Origin of the sequence: Sedimentimonas flavescens, from assembly GCF_019264375.1 — a bacterium.
Classification (GTDB): Bacteria; Pseudomonadota; Alphaproteobacteria; order Rhodobacterales; family Rhodobacteraceae; genus Rhodobacter; species Rhodobacter flavescens.
In genome coordinates this window covers 154,843-172,870 of the sequence record NZ_JAHVAI010000007.1, presented here as the reverse complement: position 1 = coordinate 172,870, position 18,028 = coordinate 154,843, and the positions used below count along the sequence as shown (strand labels likewise).

Here is an 18,028-nt window from a genome sequence, read left to right as displayed (position 1 = left end):
AATAAGCGCCCCGAGCGAGTCTGGCAATGAAAGAAACCGTGTTGGCGGGAATTGATTTGCCTGTATCGTGGTTTCAGGGAGGGCCACGTGGACTTCATCAACCCGGAGACGCTCAAGACCATCCAGTCGATCTGGCACCAGGTGGAGATCTTCTTCCACTCGCTCATCCTGCCTTCGCGGCTGTGGCAACTCGCAATCATCCTTGTCTGTTTCGGAATTGCGCATTTGGGCCGGATCTGGCTTGCGCCCAAGGTGGACGACTGGGCGCGCAACCGCGAACTCAGCCCCCGGCAGCTGCGCAGCGCCATCATCTTTCGCAAGCGCCTGCGCGGCGTGATCTTCATCCTGCTCGCCTGGTCGGCGGTGTTCGTGCTGAGCGAGCTGAGCCCCTTCTACTCGCGCCGCTTCATCGTGGTGCTCGCGGCGACGCTGGTCACGGCCTGGCTCGTGGTCGGCATGCTCGCGCGGCTGATCCATAACGATCTGTTGCGGCGGATCGTGACCTGGGGCGTATGGATCTATGTCGCGCTTTACTATCTGGGTTTTGCGGACGAGGCGGCGGGGCTGCTCGACAGTGCCGCGATCACGATTGGCGACTTCCGGCTTTCGGCACTGGCGGTTCTCAAGGCGATGGTGCTGACGGCGCTGCTGGTTTCCGGCGCGCGGGCGGTCACGCGGCGCGCCACCGCGCGTATCCGGGCCAATACCGACATCTCGCCCTCGATGAGCGAGCTGGTGATCAAGGTCATGCAGGTCTTGTTCTACGGCGCGGCGCTGTTTGTCGGATTGAAGTCGGTGGGGTTCGATCTGACCGGTCTGGCCGTGCTGTCGGGCGCCATCGGCGTGGGCCTGGGCTTTGGTTTGCAGAAGGTGGTGTCGAACCTTGTCTCGGGCGTGATCATCCTGCTCGACAAGTCGATCAAGCCGGGCGACGTGATCAGCATCGGCGACACCTTCGGCTGGATCAATTCGCTCGGCGCGCGCTATGTCAGTGTGGTGACCCGCGACGGCAAGGAATACCTGATCCCGAACGAGGATCTGATCACCGGGCAGGTGGTCAACTGGTCCCATTCCGATGAATTCGTCCGCATCGACCTGACCTTCGGCACCTCCTATCACGACGACCCGCACAAGGTACGCGAACTGGCCGTCAGTGCGGCGCAGTCAGTCTCGCGCGTGCTCAGATCGCGCCCTGCGGTGTGCCATATCACCGGATTTGGCGAGAGTTCTGTCGATTATGTGCTCAGATTCTGGATCAAAGACCCCGTCGAGGGGCTTACCAATGTGCGCGGAGCCGTGTATCTGGCGCTCTGGGATGCGTTCCACGCGAACGGAATCTCTATCCCCTTCCCGCAGCGCGAAGTGCGGGTTCTCGGTGGGTCCACGTCCGACGCAACGGCCAGCGGCGAAAATCCGCAGGCCGGAAGTTGAGATTTGGCCCCGCCGATGTTACGTTTTTATTATGCCCGGCGCCGGGGCAAAGGCGGCGCTTGAACCTCTGGAGGACAATGTCCTGTCTCATTTATCTGTCGCGTCCGGCAGTTCCGGCGCAAAGGTGGCACTCATGACGGCCAAGCTGGCAGGTGCCGAAGTGACGAGCGACCAGCTTCTGGCGCGCGTCCTTTCCTCCCTCGAAGATGACAAGGCCGAGGATATCGTCACGATCGACCTGCGCGGGCGCTCGTCGATTGCCGATTACATGGTCATCTGCTCGGGGCGCAGCTCGCGTCAGGTCGGCGCCATCGCCGAAAAGCTGACCGAGCGTCTCAAGGACGAGTTCGGTCGTCTTTGCAAGATCGAGGGCAAGGATCAGGGCGACTGGGTGCTGATCGACACGCAGGACGTCATCGTCCACGTGTTCCGCCCCGAAGTGCGCGAGTTCTACCAGCTCGAAAAGATGTGGATGCCGGCTGGCGGGCGCGTCTGAATGAAAGTGACGATCTGCGCGGTCGGCCGACTGCGCAAGAGCCCCGAGCTGGAGCTCATCTCCGACTATCTGGAACGGTTCGGCAAGGCCGGCCGGGCGTTCGGGCTCGGGCCGGCCTCAGTCATTGAGGTCGAGGACAAGAAGAACCTCGGCATGGAGGCCGAGGCCGCGCTGCTGGATCGCGCGATCCCGGCGGGGTCGGTTCTGGTCACGCTCGACGAGCGCGGCGATGTGGTTTCATCGCCCGAGTTCGCGGAACGACTGGCAGGCTGGCGCGATCAGGCGCGCGACGTCAGCTTCGTGATCGGTGGGGCGGATGGCATCGCGCCCGCGCTGCGCGCCCGCGCCGACTGGTCGCTCAGCTTCGGGCGCATGGTCTGGCCGCATATGCTGGTGCGCGTGATGTTGGCCGAGCAGCTTTACCGCGCCGGGCAGATCGTGGCGGGCACCCCCTATCACCGGGTCTGAGCGCGGCAATTCTTGTCCTGACCCTGCCTTATCAACACTTGCGAAACGGCTATCGGTGACACTCGCAGGCAGAGGTTTCTTTCTGGCAGGGGTGGGCGCATGGCGTCGGATCTGGTTTTCACCGGGACAATCTACGGGGGCGGGCTGAGCCAGCCCTCGCCCATGGCCTCGATCCTGCTCAGCGCGGACGGCCAGATCACCGTGGCCGATTACGGCTTTGGCGCCAGCTACATCTTTGGGATCGGTGCAAGTGGCGCCCCCAGCCTGCTTCTGGAACGCTACCATCTGACCGAGACGCGGCTGGCCGCCACCATCGCGGGCCGCGCGGGAAGCCTGTCGGTGGCCGAGATCGAGGCGGCCTTTGCCAGCAGTCTGATCGGCAATCACAGCGCGCAGGCCGGTTATTTGTCGCTTGCGCCCTCGCAGATCACGGCGGTGTCGCTTTTGGGGGTTAGTTCGGGCGGGCAGGACTATCTGGTGGCAGCGCCCGCAAGCGGTGCGGGTCTGACGGTATTCACCTGGGCCAACGGGGTTCTGACCCCGGTGCAGACCCTCGCCGATACGTCCGAGACCCATGCCGGCGCGATCTCGGATATGGCCTGGCTGAGCGTGGGCGGCCAAAGCTATGTCTTCGTGGGCTCGGCGACCGAGGATGGCGTGACCGGCTATTCCCTTGATGCGGGTGGCGCGCTGAGTGCCGTGTCGGGGTTGGGCAAACTCGATTCCGTGCCACTCGATACCGTTACGGCGCTCGGCGCGGCGCAACTGGCCGGGGGCGCCTATCTGGTGGTGGGCGCGGCGGGGTCATCCTCGCTGACCGTGATGGCGGTGGGGGCGGGCGGCGCGCTGAGCGTGACCGATCATGTGATCGACGATCTGGGCACCAGGTTCGCGGGCCTCACGCAGATGGCAGTTGTCTCGGATGGCGATCATGCTTTCGTGGTGGTGGCGGGCAGCGATGACGGGCTTAGCCTGTTCGTGCTGACCGAATGGGGGCGGCTCGTGCATCTGGGCACGCTGGCCGACACCGGCGCGGCGGTGCTCGACAATGTCAGCGCCCTCGCCGCAGTGATCGAGGGCGACACGCTGCGTATCTTCACCACTGCTTCGGCCGAGGCGGGTTTGGGCAGCTATAGTGTCGATCTATCCAGCTTCGGCATCGTCGCGCAGGCCACGGGCTCCAGCCTGATTGGCACCGCAGGCGACGATATCCTGAGCGATGGCGCGGGGTCGGAGGTGCTTTCGGGCGGGGCGGGGCGCGATGTCTTCGTGCTGCGCGCCGATGGGAAAAGCGACACGATCACCGATATCGCGCCGGGCGTTGACCGGATCGACTTGTCGGGTTGGAGCGGGTTCTACGCCGCCAGTCAGGCGCAGTTCGTGCCGACCAGCGATGGCGGCATCCTGAGCTTTGGGGCGGAAACCCTGATCCTGCGCAGCGCCTCGGGCCAGCCGCTGACGCAATCCGATATCGCGCAGCTGATCGCGATGGGCGGCACGCATGTCACCGTCACCGTCGGCCCGCTGCAAAGCGGAACGCTCCCCCCGCCCGAGCCCGACCCTCCGCCGCCCGTCAATGGGGCCGCCCCGTTGATCATTGTGGGTGACGATCTGGCCGATCTGATCTCGGGCAGTTCGTCGAATGACTTCCTCGATGGCGATGGCGGCAACGACACGATCTACGGCCACGCGGGGGACGACTCGCTTCTGGGGCGTGAGGGCGATGACTGGCTTTACGGCGGGGATGGCGATGACACGATCGCCGCGGCCGAGGGCAATGACGTGCTCTACGGCGAATTGGGCAACGACGATCTGGGCGGCGGCGATGGCGATGACGTGCTTTACGGTGGCGAGGGCAACGACACGCTTGGCGGCGGGCCGCACAATGACCTGCTCTATGGCGAGGGCGGCCATGACAACATGAGCGGCGGGCCGGGCGACGACGAATGCTATGGCGGCGAGGGCAATGACGAGATCGCTGGCAGCTACGGCGCCGACCGCGTCGATGGCGGGCCGGGCAACGATAACCTTGGCGGTGGGCCGGGGCGCGATATTCTGATCGGCGGGGATGGTGACGACAGCCTTGGCGGGGGCGAGGCCGACGACACACTTCTGGGCGGCGCGGGCAAGGATTTCATCGCCGGGGGCTATGGTAATGACCTGATCGACGGCGGCACCGGCGACGACACGATCAACTCCGGCAAGGGCAATGACCGGATCACCGGCGGGCCGGGCCTCGATACCTTCGTCTTCAACGAGTATTTCGCAGGCGAAACCGATGTCATCACCGATTTCGCGGATGGCTATGACAAGATCCGCCTGATGGGCGTGACCCCGGTCGGCGGCTCACGGTTCGGCGCGCTCGATATTTCAGCCCATGATGGCGGGGTCGAGATTTCCTACGCGGGCCAGTCGATCTTTCTGGAGCATTTCTGGATCGAAGACCTCGACGCGTCCGACTTCATCTTCATCTGAGCGGCTCAGAACGGCGCGATATCGCGGTGATAGCGGCGCAGCGCGATCAGCCCCGCCGCAAAGCAGATCGCCGAAACCGTCAGCACGTAAAGCGGCGAGAGATAGGCGCCCTCATAGCCCGCATAGAACCCTTTGCGGGTCTGGCCGATGACATGCACCAACGGGTTCCACCACAGCCAGCCGCGATAGGGCTCGGGCACCGAATCGTAAACGAAGAACACGCAAGAGACGATGAACAGCGGCCGGTTCAGCACAGCCCAGGCGCGCTCCCACAGCGGGAAGGCGGTGAGCAGGTAGCAGTTCAGCGTGCCAACCCCCAGTGCCAGCGCAAAGCATAGCGCAAAGCCCAACGCGATAGCGGGCAGGTCGAGGATCGCGTTGATCCGGTAGATCGAGAAGAGCAGCCCGTAGATCACCAGCGCCACCGTCACCATCGTGACCGCGTTGATCGCAAAGCGCGCCAGAACCGCGTCAAGAAACGTCACCCCCGGATAGGCCAGCAGCGCACGCGAGAAGCGCAGCGACACCGCGACCTTCTGGCTGATCTCCAGGTAGGTCAGGAACGGGAGAATCCCCGATGCATAGAACAGCGCGAAATTCGTCCCAAGCGGCGGGGCGCTGAAGGCAAGCGAGAACAAGAGGGCCATCAGCATGATGCCCGCGACCGGTTCGAGCAGCGCCCAGAGATAACCCAAGGCCGAGCGCCCGTAACTCGTGCTCATCTCACGCAGGATCAGCGCCGCGATGGCGCGCCCGGCCCCGCGGCGGCGGGGCGGTTGGGCGGGACGAGGTGGAAAGGGCGCGACGGTCATGCGCCCTGCATATCCTGCCACGCTTAACGTCAAATTAAGCGCAACCGGCCCAAGCTGCGGGAATACGGATGTCCCGCAGCAAAGGGTGCCCCGCCATGCAAAGCGCCAGAGTTCCGCTCGAAACCCCGCGAACCGTGGCGCAGATCCGCCCCGCGGCGGGGCCCGCGCGCCTGCGCCGGCGTCATGTCGGGCTGATCGGCACCTTCGTGCTGTGCGTCGTGATCCCGGCCTGCCTCTGGGCGGCCTATCTTTTCGCCGTGGCGCGCGATCAGTTCGCCAGCACCGTGGCCTTTTCCGTCCGCAAGCATGAGGTCGGCGCCGCCGTGCAGCTCCTCGGCGGGCTGACCGAGCTGGGCAGTTCCGGACCGCAGGATGGCGATATCCTGCAGGACTATATCCAAAGCCCGGCGCTTGTGCGCGCGGTGGATCGGCGCGTCGATCTGGCGGCGGCCTTTACCCGGCCCGACGATCCGGTCTTCAGCCTTGGCACGGATCGGCGGATCGAGGCGCTCTCGACCCATTGGCGGCGGCAGGTCCATGTCTATCACGACAGCGCAACCGGTCTGATCGAGCTGCGGGTCGAGGCCTTCGATCCCGCCGCTGCCCAGGCCATCGCCACCGCGATCTATGAGGAGAGCAGCGCGCTGATCAATCGCCTCTCGGCCATCGCGCGCGAGGATACGATCCGAAACGCGCGCGAGGATCGCGACAAGGCAATCGCGCGGCTCAAGGCGGCGCGCACCGCACTGACGGCATTCCGCAGCCGCACCCAGATCGTCGATCCGGCAAGCGATGCGCAGGGCCGGGCGGGGCTGCTCAACACGCTTCAGGAACAGCTTGCCGCCGCGCTGATCGAGTTGGACCTCCTGCTTGAGAATACCTCGGCGCAGGATGTGCGCGTGGTTCAGGCGCGCCAGAAAGCGGCCGTGATCCGCGAGCGTCTGGCGGCTGAGCGCAGCCAGTTCGGCCGCGCCGAAGCCAGCGATCCGCAGGCCTTCCCGGAGTTGGTGGGGGAGTATGAATCGCTGTCTGTCGATCTGCAATTCGCCGAGCAGAGCTATCTCGCGGCGCTGGCCGCCTATGACGCGGCACTGGCCGAGGCGCAGCGCAAGACCCGCTACCTTGCCAGCCATGTGCCTCCAACACTGGCCGAGACCGCCGAATATCCGCGCCGTTTCGTCTTGCTTGCGGCGGTGGCGGGGGCGCTGATGCTCGGCTGGTCGATCCTGGCCATGGCCTATTACGCGCTGCGGGACCGGCGATGATCGAGCTGCGCGGCCTGTCGAAGAGCTTTCGCACCCGGTCGGGGCGCAAGATCGTCGCGCAGGACATTTCCACGATCTTCCCGCCGCGCCGGGCCGTTGCAATTCTTGGCCGCAACGGGGCGGGGAAATCGACGCTTCTGCGGATGATCTCGGGCGCGCTCGACCCCGATGCAGGGCGGGTGCTGCGGCGCGGCTCGGTGTCCTGGCCCGTGGGTTTTGCCGGCAGCTTCCATCCCGATCTGACGGGCGTGCAGAACGTGCGTTTCATCGCGCGGGTCTACGGGATCGATACAGACGAGTTGGTCGATTTCGTCGCTGACTTTGCGGAGCTTGGGGCGCATTTCCACCAGCCCGTGCGGGAATATTCCTCAGGGATGCGCTCGCGGCTGGCCTTCGGCTCTTCGATGGGCATCCGCTTCGACACCTACCTTGTCGATGAGGTCACGGCGGTGGGTGACGCCGCCTTCAAGGCCAAAAGCGAGGCCCTGTTCGAGGCGCGCCTGCAAGACAGCGCCGCCATCGTTGTGTCGCACGCCATGGGTCAGGTGCGGCGCCTGTGCGACCATGGCTGCGTGCTGGAGGGCGGCAGGCTCCACTTCCATGAGGAAGTGGAGGCTGCCATCGCCCACCATCAGCGCCTGATGAACGCGCCCGAGGCCGAGGACTAGGCCCTGCGGTTGTCGTAGCCAAAACCGCGCAGCAGCGCCGCGTTCTGGGGCGCAAAGGCTTGCTCCGCCATCTCGATCCGCGCTTGCGTCTTCCCGGCGTCGGAGTCAGTCACGCGGTGAAAGGCCGCGCGCAGCAGCGCCCGGATCTCGGACGGGTTGACTTGCGGGTCACGCATCGCCTCGGCAATTGCGTCGCAATCCTCCATCCGTAGCGAGGGGTTGGTGAGGTTGCGATTCACCTCCCAGTCGATGCCGGTATCGGCGCCCAGCAGTCCCTCGAAGGTTGCCCGGATCGCGCGATGACTTGCGATGACAGGCGGCGCTTCGGGGAATAGCCGCGCCCAGCCACGCAGATAGGTGGCAGGCTTGATCATCGCGGCGCGGCGACGGGTGAACGCGTCGAAGTCGAGCCCGTCATAGGGGTTGCGCGCGCTTAGCCAGGGCTCGAAATGCTGCTTCATGAATTGCGAGTAATCGCCGAACATGAACTCGCTGAACGGGCGCAGGAAGGCGATGACCTGGACCGAGATCCCCTCGCGCTGCGCCAGATCCGCCAGCGCCTTGCCATGCTGCGGCAGGGCGTAAAGGTCTTCATGGCTCAGCACCACGGTATGGGTCTGCCCCTCGAACAGCGTGGTCAGGCGCGCGGCGTCGATATCCTGCAGATCGGCCGCATTGCCGGGGTGGTTGCCGGGCGGCTTGGGGTAGTGGATGCCCCGATCCAGCAGCGCCGCGCGGTTCTTCAGCATCACCTGTTGCAGGTAGGTCGAGCCACATTTGGGCGATCCGACATGGAGCAAAATCTGGCGTTTCATGAAACCATCCGTTCGTTTTGCGGCAGCCCGGCGCCAAGCTCGGCCGCCAATGCGTCGATCATCGCCTCGGGCGACAGGCCGAGGCCGCTGAGCGAGATCTGTCGTTCCTGCGCGCTCACCGGGGCGCTGTGCCAGGCGCGCGAAAGGGCTGCGCTCAGCGCGGGCACCTCGGGCGCGGCGGAAAGGATCGCGGGGCTAAGCCTGCCCAGATCTTTCGGCCCGAAGCTGTTCGTGACCACGCGCACGCCCGAGGCCGCCATCTCGATCGGCGGATGGCTAGGGTGCGGAGAATACATCAGCGACAGTCCGACACCGGTCTCGAGCAGGAACGTCGGATAATCCTCATAGGGCAGCTTGCCGAGGCTGATCAGCCGCAGCCCGTTGGGCATATTGACGTTCCCATGCTTGAGCCCGACCGAGACCAACTCGATCTGCCCCGGCTGAAGGTTCTCGGCCTCGATAAAGCGGGCGATAACCTCGAGCCCCGTCGCGAACATGTTGCGCGGCACCTCGGGGCGACCGTAAAGCGCCAGCCTGCGCGGCCCTGTCGCCGCACGGCGCTGGCCCCGGCTGTAGCGGTCGATGTCGATGGCGGGGTGGAAGGCCAGCGCCTGCCGACCGGCAAAAGCGAAGCCCTCTTGTTGGAAATAGTCGCGCAGCAGCGTCGTGTTGAAGATTGGAGCGAAGTTCAGCCCGTAGCTGGCCAGCGCATCGGCATATTCCGGGCCCCAAGCGTAGAAATTGGGCTCGTAGTCCTGGATCAGGTAATGAAAGCGGTGGTGGAGAAAGCCATGCTGGCGGATCAGTCGGTCGGCGACATGGGCCGTCCACCAGGCCGTCGCCAGAAAGCGATCCCCGCGATGCAGCGGCAAACTGGCGCTTTGCACCCCGCAATGCAGCGAGATCCGCTCGGCCGCGCCCGAGGCCTGACCCGCCGCGCTCATCCGGTTCAGCACGAATGCGCGCGAGGCTGCGGGCGCGGCCATCGGCAGGTCGGTGGCAACAAGGCGCACGGTCAACCCGCGCTCGGCCAGACCGATGGCGATGTCGAGGGCGGTCACGATCCCCGCGAAAATCTCGGTCGGGTTGAGGGTGGGCACAAGCACCACGATGGCCGGGCCGGGTGCCTCGAAGACCGGGGTCCAGCGTGCCGATTTGCGCAGGTCGATCAGCTCACGGTAGCTTTTCAGCGGATGCGCGGTGGGGGCGGGCGCAGGCTCAACCGCGCGGGGTGCAACGCCGGGCGAGAGGGAATAGAGCCGCTCGTCAAATCGGGCCAACGCGGGATCAAGCCCCTCGTCAAGGGTGCGGCGCAAAGCCCAGACGGCGCGCCCGAAATGGACCACGGCAAAGCTGCTAGCAATGCGGGCGCGCGTGAACTGGCCGCGCAGCGTCAGCCGCAGGGCATCGGCGGCAAAGCTGCCCGCGCCGCGCAGCCGCCGCAGGTAGGGGCGGATCGGCGCGATCCGTGCGGACCCATCGGCGAGTCGGCCGCTCGCCACGGCCTCGGCCATGCGCAGATAGGTGCTATTGGCCAGATAGCGCGCCAGCGCGTAGCTGGTCGCACGGCGGCGCAGCCAGACGTTGTCGAAGCGCGGCAGGCGCCAGGGCTCGCGCGAGACAGCACCGACCGTATTCGCGCCGTGCTGGCGATAATCAACCAGCGGCGCGTCGATCAGCACCACGCCCCCCGCCGCTTCAGCCACCAGCCCAAGCCAGAGGTCATGGTAGAAATGGATGCCCGCCTGCGCCGGGAAGGGCAGCGCGATCTCGAGCACCGCGCGGCGCATCAGCACCGTCATCCCGGTGATCGTGTTGCGATAGAGCAGCCCGCGCAGGCCGGGGCGCCGGTCGCGCCGCTCATAGGCGAACATCGAGGGGTGGATCACAGCGCCCTGCGCATCGACAAGCCGCGCGTCGCTATGCGCCAGCATCGCCGGGCCTTCGCCCAAGGCGGCAACGCCGCGCGCCAACCGGTCGGGGTGCCAGATGTCGTCCTGATCGCTCAGCGCGAACAGCGCGTCGGGGCGGTTTTGCTCTTCCGACAGGGTCAGCGCGCGGGCCAGCCCGGCCTCGAAGGCGCGCACCGAATCGAGATTGTTGTCGGGGCTGACCAATGTCAGGCCAAGACCCAGATCGGCGCAAAGTCGCGCGACCATGGGCCCCGAGACCCGATCCGCGATCACCGCGACAAGGTGGGTTTCGACCCCCTCCTGCGCCGCAACCGATTGCAATTGCGCCTCAAGATAGCCGGGGTCGGGACGAAATACGGCGAGGGTGATGTAAATGAATGGGGTCATGGGGCCGGTCGCTCGTTGGGGTGGCGCGAGGCTAGGGCGCGACCTCTTAAGATTGCGTGAACCGTGTTTTGCCGCCCCGCCCGCCCGATTGCGCCCCCCGCCCCGCTGTCGCATAGTCGCCGCGATCAAGCCCTGGGAGTTCACAACCATGCCGCCCAAATTTGGCACCTCCGGCCTGCGCGGCCTTGTGACCGAACTGACGCCCGACCTGGTTGCCGATTACACGCGCGCCTTTCTGGCAAGCTGCGCGCATGGCGGGGCGGTGCATGTGGGTTGGGATCTGCGCCCCTCCTCACCCGCGATCGCTGAGGAGGTCATGGGCAGCATCGAGCAATCGGGTCTGAGCGCGATTGATTGCGGCGCGCTGCCCACGCCCGCGCTGGCGCTTGCCGCGATGGGTGCGGGCCATGCGGCGATCATGGTCACCGGCAGCCATATCCCCGCCGACCGCAACGGGCTGAAGTTCTACACTCCTGCAGGCGAGATCACGAAAGACGACGAGGCGCGCATCCTGTCGGCGCTGGGCGCAGCGCCCGGCCCCGGCGGCGGCACGCGTATATCGGGCAGTCAGGCGGGCGCGGCCTACCAGCGCCGCTATACCGAGGCCTTCGGCCATGCCGCGCTAAGCGGCCTGCGCGTTGGGGTTTATGAGCACAGCTCGGTCGCGCGCGATCTTTTGGGCGTGGCACTGCGCGCGATGGGGGCCGATGTTATCGCGCTGGCGCGCTCGGACATCTTCATCCCCGTTGATACCGAGGCGGTGGACGCGGGCACACGCACGAAACTGGCAGAGTGGTGCGCGCAGAACCGGCTCGATGCGCTGGTCTCGACCGATGGCGACGCCGACCGGCCGATGCTCTGCGATGCCTCGGGCAAGGTCGTGCCGGGCGATGTGCTGGGCGCGCTGACGGCGCGCGCGCTTGGGGCGGATGTGATCTGCACGCCGGTGTCGTCGAACACGATGATCGACGCGATGCCCGAATTCGCCCGGATCGCGCGCACCCGCATCGGCTCGCCCTATGTGATCGCGGCGATGGAGGAGATCCTGGCCGCCAACCCCGCCGCGCGTATCTGCGGATATGAGGCGAACGGCGGCTTTCTTCTGGGCTTTGCCGCGCGCGGCCCTGCGGGTGTCATGGCGCCGCTGATGACGCGCGACTGCCTCTTGCCGATTGTCGCGGTGCTGGCGGCGGTGCGCGGCGCGCAGCGGCCAGTGGCCGATCTGGTGGCGGCGCTGCCTGCGCGCTTCACCGCCTCGGACCGCATCGCCGGGATCGAGCCCGAGGTCTCGGCCCGCTTTATCGCCGATCTGCGTGACGACCCCTCCGCGCGGGCCGGGTTCTTCACCGAAAACGGCGCTGAAGCATCGCTCGATCTGACCGACGGGCTGCGGGTGCGTTTCGAGGACGGCGCCATCGTGCATCTGCGTCCCTCGGGTAATGCGCCCGAGTTTCGCTGCTATACCGAGGCTGCAACCGAGGCCGAGGCCGCGCGGCTGTTGCAGTTCTACCTTGCGAAACTGCGCACGCGGCTTGGCTGATCAGAGGCCCTTTTGCAGCGCGTCGAAGGCGCGCAGCGTCTTGATCAGGCCTGCCATCTGATCGACCGGGATCATGTTCGGCCCGTCCGAGGGCGCGTTGTCCGGGTCTTCATGCGTCTCGATGAAAAGCGCCGAGACACCGACCGCGCAGGCCGCGCGCGCCAGCACCGGCGCGAACTCGCGCTGCCCGCCCGAGGTCATCCCCTGCCCGCCCGGCTGCTGCACCGAATGGGTGGCGTCGAACACCACCGGATAGCCGGTCTGCGCCATGATCGGCAGACCGCGGAAGTCGGTGACCAGCGTGTTGTAGCCAAAGGAGGTGCCGCGGTCGCACAGCATGATGTTGCCATTCCCGGTCGAGGCGATCTTCTCGGCGACATTGGCCATGTCCCAAGGCGCAAGGAATTGACCCTTCTTGACGTTGATCGCGCGCCCCGTCTCGCCCGCCGCCAGCAGCAGGTCGGTCTGGCGGCACAGGAAGGCCGGGATTTGCAGCACATCGCAGACCTCGCCCGCAGGCGCGCATTGCGCGGCGTCATGCACGTCGGTCAGGATCGGGCAGCCGAACTCGTCGCGGATCTTCGACAGGATCGTCAGGCCAGCGTCCATGCCGAGGCCGCGCTGCGTCTTGATCGAGGAGCGGTTGGCCTTGTCGTAGCTGGCCTTGAAGATGAACTTCGTGCCGGTGGGCGCGCAGGCCTCGGCGATCTTCTCCGCCATCATCCGCGCGTGGTCGAGGCTTTCCAACTGGCACGGCCCGGTGATGAGCGCGATCGGCTCTTGCCCGCCAATGGCGATATTGCCCACGGTGACGATTTTCGGCTCGGTCATGCTCTGCTCCTTGCGGCTGGCCGGGCGTCCGGCGCTTGGCTGCAACTTGGGCATAGCGGGGCAAAAAGGCAACCGCCCCGCACGATGGCGAGGCAGTTCGGTGATGCGATTTCGTCAGAACCAGCGGCCGGTAGCCATCAGGGTGACGCTCTGACCGGTCAGCGACCCCGTGGCGAAAGCCGAGAAACCCCATTGCGAGGTCGAGGTCGCGCCGGGATTGACCCAGGCGTTCGCCGCGCTGGTGACCGAGCCGCTGCCCACGGGCGTTGCGGCGAAGGGCATGGCGAAAGTGGCGCTTTGCGAACCCGAGGTCCAGAGCGCCCCCGCCGCCGTGCTGACCGCCACCCCCGTCACCGTGCGCGTACAGATCTGCGTGCCATCGGCCCAACGGACATACTCGCCATTGGTGTTCGAGCCGCGCTCGACCACCGCCCCGGTGGGAACGCCCCCCGATTGCGAGACCGTGCCCAGCATGGCAGGCAACCCCACCTGCCGCCAGGCGCCCCAGGTCCCGTTGATCAGAAGGCGCTCCCACACAGCGCCTGCGGCAAAGGCAGGCCGCAGGATCTGACGCGCGAAATCGGCGCTGTAGCGCAGGATCTCCATCACTGCGCCAGTGCCTGCGGGCAGCCCCGCCGGAAAAGTGCCGGTCGCGCTCTGGCTGACGCCGTAAAGCCCGGCGGGCAGGTCGGTCGCGTCGATGTCGGCCACGCCCGGGGCGGCGATAGCGCCAAGGCCAAAGGCCCCGACCGCCATCAGCCGCCCCTCTGTCGCGTCGGTGCGTCCCGATTGCACCGCCGCGCCCGAGGCGATCCCGCTTGCCGCATCAAGACGCAGCGCCGGGGTAAAACTCACCCCGTCCGCGCTGGTCTTGATCGCAAAGTCGGTATCGCCCACCAGCCCCATCTCGGCGTGACCCGCCCAGTTGCTCTGGAACATCAGGCTGCACGTATCGCCGTCGCCCGCCTTGTTGAGCTTGAGCTGATGCCCCGCCCCCGCATGGCTCAGCAGCGTTGCGTCAGCCACGACCGACAGGCGGTTCGTCGAATCCGATGTTGTGCCGATCCCGAGCCCCTCAAGCATCTGCGTCGCGCCCACACGCACCCACTCACCGCCCGCATAGGCGCGTACATCATCCCCCGCCGCGGCGATCCAGCCGTCCTGCGGCGCGAAGAAATTCCACACCCCATCCAGATAGGCCGCAAGCTTGCCCGCCGTCTGCCCCGCCCAGGCCCCGGTCGCGCCGGAGCCAAGCGCGTGAACCGTACCGCCGACCGGCACGGCGGGCGGCGTGGTCGCCTCGAACGCCACCACCGCAAGCTGCACGATGACATCGAGATGGCGCAGCGCCTCGTTATGGGTGACGTGCTTTTGCGCCTGCGAGGGCATGATATAGGGCAGGCCGAGAATGGCGGAGGTATCGGTCATGGCAATCCTGTCGCTCTGGAATGACGTTGGCCGCGATCATTCCGCGCCGTGGTTGAGCCGCCGCTAACCGCACGTTCGCGCTGTTTACGTTAAGCTTATCTTAGGCTCGATCGACTGAACTGGCCGGGAACGTAACTGATTCCAGAACGGAACCCGGCCATGCAGATCGAAACGACGTGCCTCCCCGGTGTCTTGCTGCTTACGCCCGCGCGCCATGGCGATGCGCGGGGATATTTTAGCGAAAGCTGGAACCGGCGGCGGCTGGCCGAGGCCGGGGTCGACATCGACTTCGTGCAGGATAACCATTCCGTCTCGGCGCAGGTCGGCACGGTGCGCGGGCTGCATTACCAGGCGCCGCCCCATGCGCAGGCCAAGCTGGTGCGCTGCGGGTGCGGGCGGCTTTTCGACGTGGCCGTCGATTTCCGCCGTGGCAGCCCGAGCTTCGGCCAGTGGTTCGGGGTCGAACTGAGCGCCGAGAACGGGCGCCAGCTGCTGATCCCGGCGGGCTTCCTGCATGGCTTCGTCACCCGCGAACCGGGGACCGAGATCATCTACAAATGCACGGACTATTACGCGCCCGCGTGCGACGGCGCGGTGCGTTTCGACGACCCCGAGATCGGCATCGACTGGGGCATCGACCCGGCAAAGGCGATCCTGTCGGGCAAGGATGCCGCCGCACCCCTGCTGCGCGAAGCGAAATCCCCGTTCAGCTATCTGGAGGCCGCAGCATGAAGATCCTTGTTACCGGTGGCGCCGGGTTCATCGGTTCGGCAGTGGTGCGGCTTGCCATCGCGCGGGGCCATTCGGTGGTCAATCTCGACGCGCTGACCTATGCCGCCTGCCTCGACAACCTCGCCTCGGTCGCTCGAAGCCCGCGCTACGCGTTCGAGCACGCAGACATTCGCGACCCGGTGGCGCTTGAGGCGATCTTTCGCCGCCATGCCCCCGATGCGGTGCTGCATCTTGCAGCCGAAAGCCACGTGGATCGCTCGATCGACGGGCCAGGCGTGTTCGTCGACACGAATGTCACCGGCACGATGATCCTGCTACAAGCCGCACGTAGCTATTGGGAACGCTCTGGCCGCCCCGAGCATTTCCGCTTTCACCATGTATCGACCGATGAGGTCTTCGGCTCGCTCCCGCCCGACCCGGCGGCGAAGTTCACCGAAGACAGCCCCTATGATCCGCGCTCGCCCTATGCGGCGTCCAAGGCCGCGTCGGATCATCTGGTGCGCGCCTGGCACGAAACCTTCGACCTGCCGGTGCTGCTGACCAATTGTTCGAACAATTACGGGCCGTTCCACTTCCCCGAAAAGCTGATCCCCGTGATCATCCTCAACGCCCTCGCGGGCAAACCGCTGCCGATCTATGGCACTGGCGCGCAGATCCGCGACTGGCTTTACGTCGAGGACCACGCCGAGGCGCTCTTGCTGGTGCTTGAAAAGGGCCGCCCGGGCCGCAGCTACAACATCGGTGGAGAGAATGAGCGCACGAACCTTCACCTTGTCCAGTCGCTCTGTGCGATCCTTGATGATCGTCGCCCCGGCGCGCGACCCTATACCGAGCAGATTACCTTCGTCGCCGACCGCCCCGGTCATGACGCACGCTACGCCATCGACCCCACGCGCATCCGGACCGAGCTGGGCTGGCGCCCCTCGGTCAGCGTAGAAGAGGGGCTCGCGCGCACGGTTGACTGGTATCTGACACACGAGCCCTGGTGGCGCGCCCTGCAACACCGCCGCGGCGTCGGCCAGCGTCTGGGGGTCGTGGCATGATCCTCGTGTTCGGCAAGACCGGGCAGGTCGCGCGCGAGCTGCGCCTGCTGTCCCCCGGCGCGCGGTTCCTGGGGAGGGATGAGGCCGATCTGACCGACCCTGCCGCCTGCGCCGCCGCCATCCGCGCGATCCGGCCTGCCGCCGTGATCAACGCTGCCGCCTGGACTGCCGTCGATCTGGCCGAGCAGAACGAGGGCATCGCCACCTGCGTCAATGCGACGGCGCCGGGCGCCATGGCGCGGGCCTGCGCGGCGCTGGATATCCCCTTCGTTCATATCTCCTCGGATTACGTCTTTGACGGTGCAGGTTGCGATCCCTTCGCACCCGAGGCGGCTACCGCGCCGCTCGGCGCCTATGGGCGATCGAAGCGCGCGGGCGAAGAGGCGGTGCGCGCCGCCAACGGCTGCCATGCGATCCTGCGTACCTCCTGGGTGTTTTCGGCCCATGGCGCGAATTTCCTGCGAACCATGCTGCGGCTTGGGCGCGGGCGTGACGACGTCAGCGTCGTGGCCGATCAGATCGGCGGCCCCACCCCCGCCGATGCCATCGCCGCCGCCTGCCTGACGATCGCGCATACGCTGATCCATGATCCGGCGCGCTCGGGCACCTATCACCTTGCCGGCGCCCCCGACGTGAGCTGGGCCGAGTTCGCCCGCGCCATCATGGATGAGGCCGCCTTGCCCTGCCGCGTGGCTGATATTCCGGCCAGCGCCTACCCCACCCCGGCGCGCCGCCCCGCCAATTCCCGGCTCGACTGTTCCGGGCTTGCCGCCTTCGGCCTGTCCCGGCCCGACTGGCGCGCCGCCCTTTCCCGCATCATCCCGCAGATCGGAGACCCCGCATGAGCAAGCGCAAAGGCATCATCCTCGCCGGTGGATCGGGGACGCGGCTTTACCCGATCACCATCGGCATCTCGAAACAGCTCCTGCCGGTCTATGACAAGCCGATGATCTACTACCCGCTCTCGGTTCTGATGCTGGCGGGCATTCGCGAAATCGCGGTGATCACCACGCCGCAGGATCAAGAGCAGTTCCGCCGTACGCTTGGCGATGGCAGCCAATGGGGGCTCAGCCTCGAATACATCGTCCAGCCGCGCCCCGAGGGGTTGGCGCAGGCCTATCTGCTGGCCGAGGAGTTCCTTGACGGCGCGCCCTCGGCGCTGGTGCTGGGGGATAACATCTTCTTCGGCCATGGCCTGCAGGAGCTGCTGCATCGGGTCAGCCAGCGTCAGGATGGCGGCACCGTCTTCGGCTACCGCGTCGCCGACCCCGAGCGCTACGGCGTCGTGGCATTCGATGCGGCGGGTCAGGCCACCGCGCTGATCGAGAAGCCGGCGCAGCCGCCCTCGCCCTATGCCGTCACCGGGCTTTACTTTCTTGACGGCGACGCGCCGCTGCGCGCGCGCGAGGTGCGCCCCTCGCCGCGCGGCGAGTTGGAGATTGTTACCCTGCTCGAAGGCTATCTGCGCGAGGGCCGCCTGAACGTCGAGCTGATGGGCCGCGGCTACGCCTGGCTCGACACCGGAACGCATCACAGCCTGCTCGACGCAGGCAATTTCGTACGTACCTTGCAACAGCGGCAGGGCCAGCAGGTCGGCTGCCTGGAAGAGATCGCCCATGCGCAGGGCTGGGTCGATGACCTCGGGCTGCTGGAGCGCGCGGCGCGTTTCGACAAGAACGATTACGGCCGGTATCTGAGCAGCCTGACGACGCAAATGATGTGAG

General features: G+C 66.4%; 16 protein-coding genes. 11 read left to right on the top strand and 5 right to left on the bottom strand.

The genetic code is table 11. The features are described from left to right. The first annotated feature begins 87 nt into the window (after positions 1 to 87). The 4 genes from KTQ37_RS08850 (at position 88) to KTQ37_RS08835 (ending at position 4,870) form a co-directional block, all read left to right on the top strand. Positions 88 to 1,431 carry a mechanosensitive ion channel family protein gene (locus KTQ37_RS08850; protein WP_328799708.1) on the top strand — a complete coding sequence of 448 codons (1,344 nt, stop codon included), beginning with the start codon at positions 88 to 90 and terminating at the stop codon, positions 1,429 to 1,431. Positions 1,432 to 1,564: 133 nt separating this feature from the next. Next, positions 1,565 to 1,927: a ribosome silencing factor gene (gene rsfS, locus KTQ37_RS08845; RefSeq protein WP_236021143.1), complete on the top strand. Its 363-nt coding sequence runs from the start codon at positions 1,565 to 1,567 to the stop codon at positions 1,925 to 1,927. Beyond that, a complete protein-coding gene (rlmH, locus tag KTQ37_RS08840; protein WP_218630143.1) occupies positions 1,928 to 2,395 on the top strand; it encodes a 23S rRNA (pseudouridine(1915)-N(3))-methyltransferase RlmH in 468 nt (155 codons plus the stop codon). It begins immediately after the preceding gene. Between the two features lie 99 nt (positions 2,396 to 2,494). After that, positions 2,495 to 4,870, top strand: a complete 2,376-nt coding sequence (locus tag KTQ37_RS08835; protein WP_218630142.1) for a calcium-binding protein — start codon at positions 2,495 to 2,497, stop codon at positions 4,868 to 4,870. A 5-nt stretch (positions 4,871 to 4,875) separates the two neighbouring features. On the opposite strand, the gene KTQ37_RS08830 is transcribed toward KTQ37_RS08835, so the two are convergent. Further along, entirely contained in the window at positions 4,876 to 5,682 is an 807-nt protein-coding gene (locus KTQ37_RS08830) for an ABC transporter permease (protein WP_218630141.1), read from the bottom strand. Positions 5,683 to 5,777: 95 nt separating this feature from the next. Here KTQ37_RS08830 and KTQ37_RS08825 point away from each other — a divergent pair, with 95 nt between their 5' ends. Both KTQ37_RS08825 and KTQ37_RS08820 read left to right on the top strand, forming a co-directional pair. Next, positions 5,778 to 6,947: a sugar transporter gene (locus tag KTQ37_RS08825; RefSeq protein WP_236021142.1), complete on the top strand. Its 1,170-nt coding sequence runs from the start codon at positions 5,778 to 5,780 to the stop codon at positions 6,945 to 6,947. Continuing rightward, positions 6,944 to 7,615, top strand: a complete 672-nt coding sequence (locus KTQ37_RS08820) for an ABC transporter ATP-binding protein (RefSeq protein ID WP_218630140.1) — start codon at positions 6,944 to 6,946, stop codon at positions 7,613 to 7,615. Before KTQ37_RS08825 ends, KTQ37_RS08820 begins: the two co-directional genes overlap by 4 nt. Here KTQ37_RS08820 and KTQ37_RS08815 read toward each other — a convergent pair. Then, positions 7,612 to 8,430 carry a hypothetical protein gene (locus KTQ37_RS08815; RefSeq protein WP_218630139.1) on the bottom strand — a complete coding sequence of 273 codons (819 nt, stop codon included), beginning with the start codon at positions 8,428 to 8,430 and terminating at the stop codon, positions 7,612 to 7,614. The two genes, KTQ37_RS08820 and KTQ37_RS08815, sit on opposite strands and share 4 nt — an antisense overlap. Next, positions 8,427 to 10,730: a rhamnosyltransferase WsaF family glycosyltransferase gene (locus KTQ37_RS08810; RefSeq protein WP_218630138.1), complete on the bottom strand. Its 2,304-nt coding sequence runs from the start codon at positions 10,728 to 10,730 to the stop codon at positions 8,427 to 8,429. The genes KTQ37_RS08815 and KTQ37_RS08810 overlap by 4 nt, the downstream gene beginning before the upstream one ends. Before the next feature lie 148 nt (positions 10,731 to 10,878). Here KTQ37_RS08810 and KTQ37_RS08805 point away from each other — a divergent pair, with 148 nt between their 5' ends. Beyond that, a complete protein-coding gene (locus KTQ37_RS08805) occupies positions 10,879 to 12,270 on the top strand; it encodes a phosphomannomutase (RefSeq protein ID WP_218630137.1) in 1,392 nt (463 codons plus the stop codon). Here the strand turns inward: KTQ37_RS08805 and kdsA are convergent, their stop codons facing one another. Both kdsA and KTQ37_RS16740 read right to left on the bottom strand, forming a co-directional pair. Next, positions 12,271 to 13,101: a 3-deoxy-8-phosphooctulonate synthase gene (gene kdsA / locus KTQ37_RS08800; RefSeq protein ID WP_218630136.1), complete on the bottom strand. Its 831-nt coding sequence runs from the start codon at positions 13,099 to 13,101 to the stop codon at positions 12,271 to 12,273. It lies immediately after the preceding gene. A 114-nt stretch (positions 13,102 to 13,215) separates the two neighbouring features. Then, the gene (locus tag KTQ37_RS16740; protein WP_236021141.1) at positions 13,216 to 14,529 is read right to left on the bottom strand and encodes a DUF2793 domain-containing protein; all 1,314 of its coding nucleotides are present in this window, start codon (positions 14,527 to 14,529) and stop codon (positions 13,216 to 13,218) included. 159 nt (positions 14,530 to 14,688) lie between these two features. Between KTQ37_RS16740 and rfbC the strand changes: the two genes are divergently transcribed. Genes rfbC through rfbA form a run of 4 tightly spaced genes read left to right on the top strand, consistent with a single transcriptional unit; the run spans position 14,689 to position 18,027 of the window. Next, positions 14,689 to 15,261, top strand: coding sequence for a dTDP-4-dehydrorhamnose 3,5-epimerase (gene rfbC / locus KTQ37_RS08785; RefSeq protein ID WP_218630135.1), 573 nt, complete (start codon positions 14,689 to 14,691; stop codon positions 15,259 to 15,261). Then, complete coding sequence (gene rfbB / locus KTQ37_RS08780; protein WP_218630134.1) at positions 15,258 to 16,304, top strand: dTDP-glucose 4,6-dehydratase; 1,047 nt, start codon at positions 15,258 to 15,260, stop codon at positions 16,302 to 16,304. The genes rfbC and rfbB overlap by 4 nt, the downstream gene beginning before the upstream one ends. Next, complete coding sequence (rfbD, locus tag KTQ37_RS08775; protein ID WP_218630133.1) at positions 16,301 to 17,149, top strand: dTDP-4-dehydrorhamnose reductase; 849 nt, start codon at positions 16,301 to 16,303, stop codon at positions 17,147 to 17,149. Before rfbB ends, rfbD begins: the two co-directional genes overlap by 4 nt. Further along, entirely contained in the window at positions 17,146 to 18,027 is an 882-nt protein-coding gene (gene rfbA, locus KTQ37_RS08770) for a glucose-1-phosphate thymidylyltransferase RfbA (protein WP_218630132.1), read from the top strand. The genes rfbD and rfbA overlap by 4 nt, the downstream gene beginning before the upstream one ends. The last annotated feature ends 1 nt before the right edge of the window (position 18,028 follow it).

Coding starts and splice junctions, on each gene's coding strand:
- KTQ37_RS08810 (WP_218630138.1), bottom strand. CDS start 10,730: ATGACCCCATTCATTTACATCACCCTCGCCGTATTTCGTCCCGACCCC.
- rfbB (WP_218630134.1), top strand. CDS start 15,258: ATGAAGATCCTTGTTACCGGTGGCGCCGGGTTCATCGGTTCGGCAGTG.
- KTQ37_RS08835 (WP_218630142.1), top strand. CDS start 2,495: ATGGCGTCGGATCTGGTTTTCACCGGGACAATCTACGGGGGCGGGCTG.
- KTQ37_RS16740 (WP_236021141.1), bottom strand. CDS start 14,529: ATGACCGATACCTCCGCCATTCTCGGCCTGCCCTATATCATGCCCTCG.
- KTQ37_RS08830 (WP_218630141.1), bottom strand. CDS start 5,682: ATGACCGTCGCGCCCTTTCCACCTCGTCCCGCCCAACCGCCCCGCCGC.
- KTQ37_RS08820 (WP_218630140.1), top strand. CDS start 6,944: ATGATCGAGCTGCGCGGCCTGTCGAAGAGCTTTCGCACCCGGTCGGGG.
- rlmH (WP_218630143.1), top strand. CDS start 1,928: ATGAAAGTGACGATCTGCGCGGTCGGCCGACTGCGCAAGAGCCCCGAG.
- KTQ37_RS08825 (WP_236021142.1), top strand. CDS start 5,778: ATGCAAAGCGCCAGAGTTCCGCTCGAAACCCCGCGAACCGTGGCGCAG.
- rfbD (WP_218630133.1), top strand. CDS start 16,301: ATGATCCTCGTGTTCGGCAAGACCGGGCAGGTCGCGCGCGAGCTGCGC.
- rfbA (WP_218630132.1), top strand. CDS start 17,146: ATGAGCAAGCGCAAAGGCATCATCCTCGCCGGTGGATCGGGGACGCGG.
- rsfS (WP_236021143.1), top strand. CDS start 1,565: ATGACGGCCAAGCTGGCAGGTGCCGAAGTGACGAGCGACCAGCTTCTG.
- KTQ37_RS08805 (WP_218630137.1), top strand. CDS start 10,879: ATGCCGCCCAAATTTGGCACCTCCGGCCTGCGCGGCCTTGTGACCGAA.
- kdsA (WP_218630136.1), bottom strand. CDS start 13,101: ATGACCGAGCCGAAAATCGTCACCGTGGGCAATATCGCCATTGGCGGG.
- KTQ37_RS08815 (WP_218630139.1), bottom strand. CDS start 8,430: ATGAAACGCCAGATTTTGCTCCATGTCGGATCGCCCAAATGTGGCTCG.
- rfbC (WP_218630135.1), top strand. CDS start 14,689: ATGCAGATCGAAACGACGTGCCTCCCCGGTGTCTTGCTGCTTACGCCC.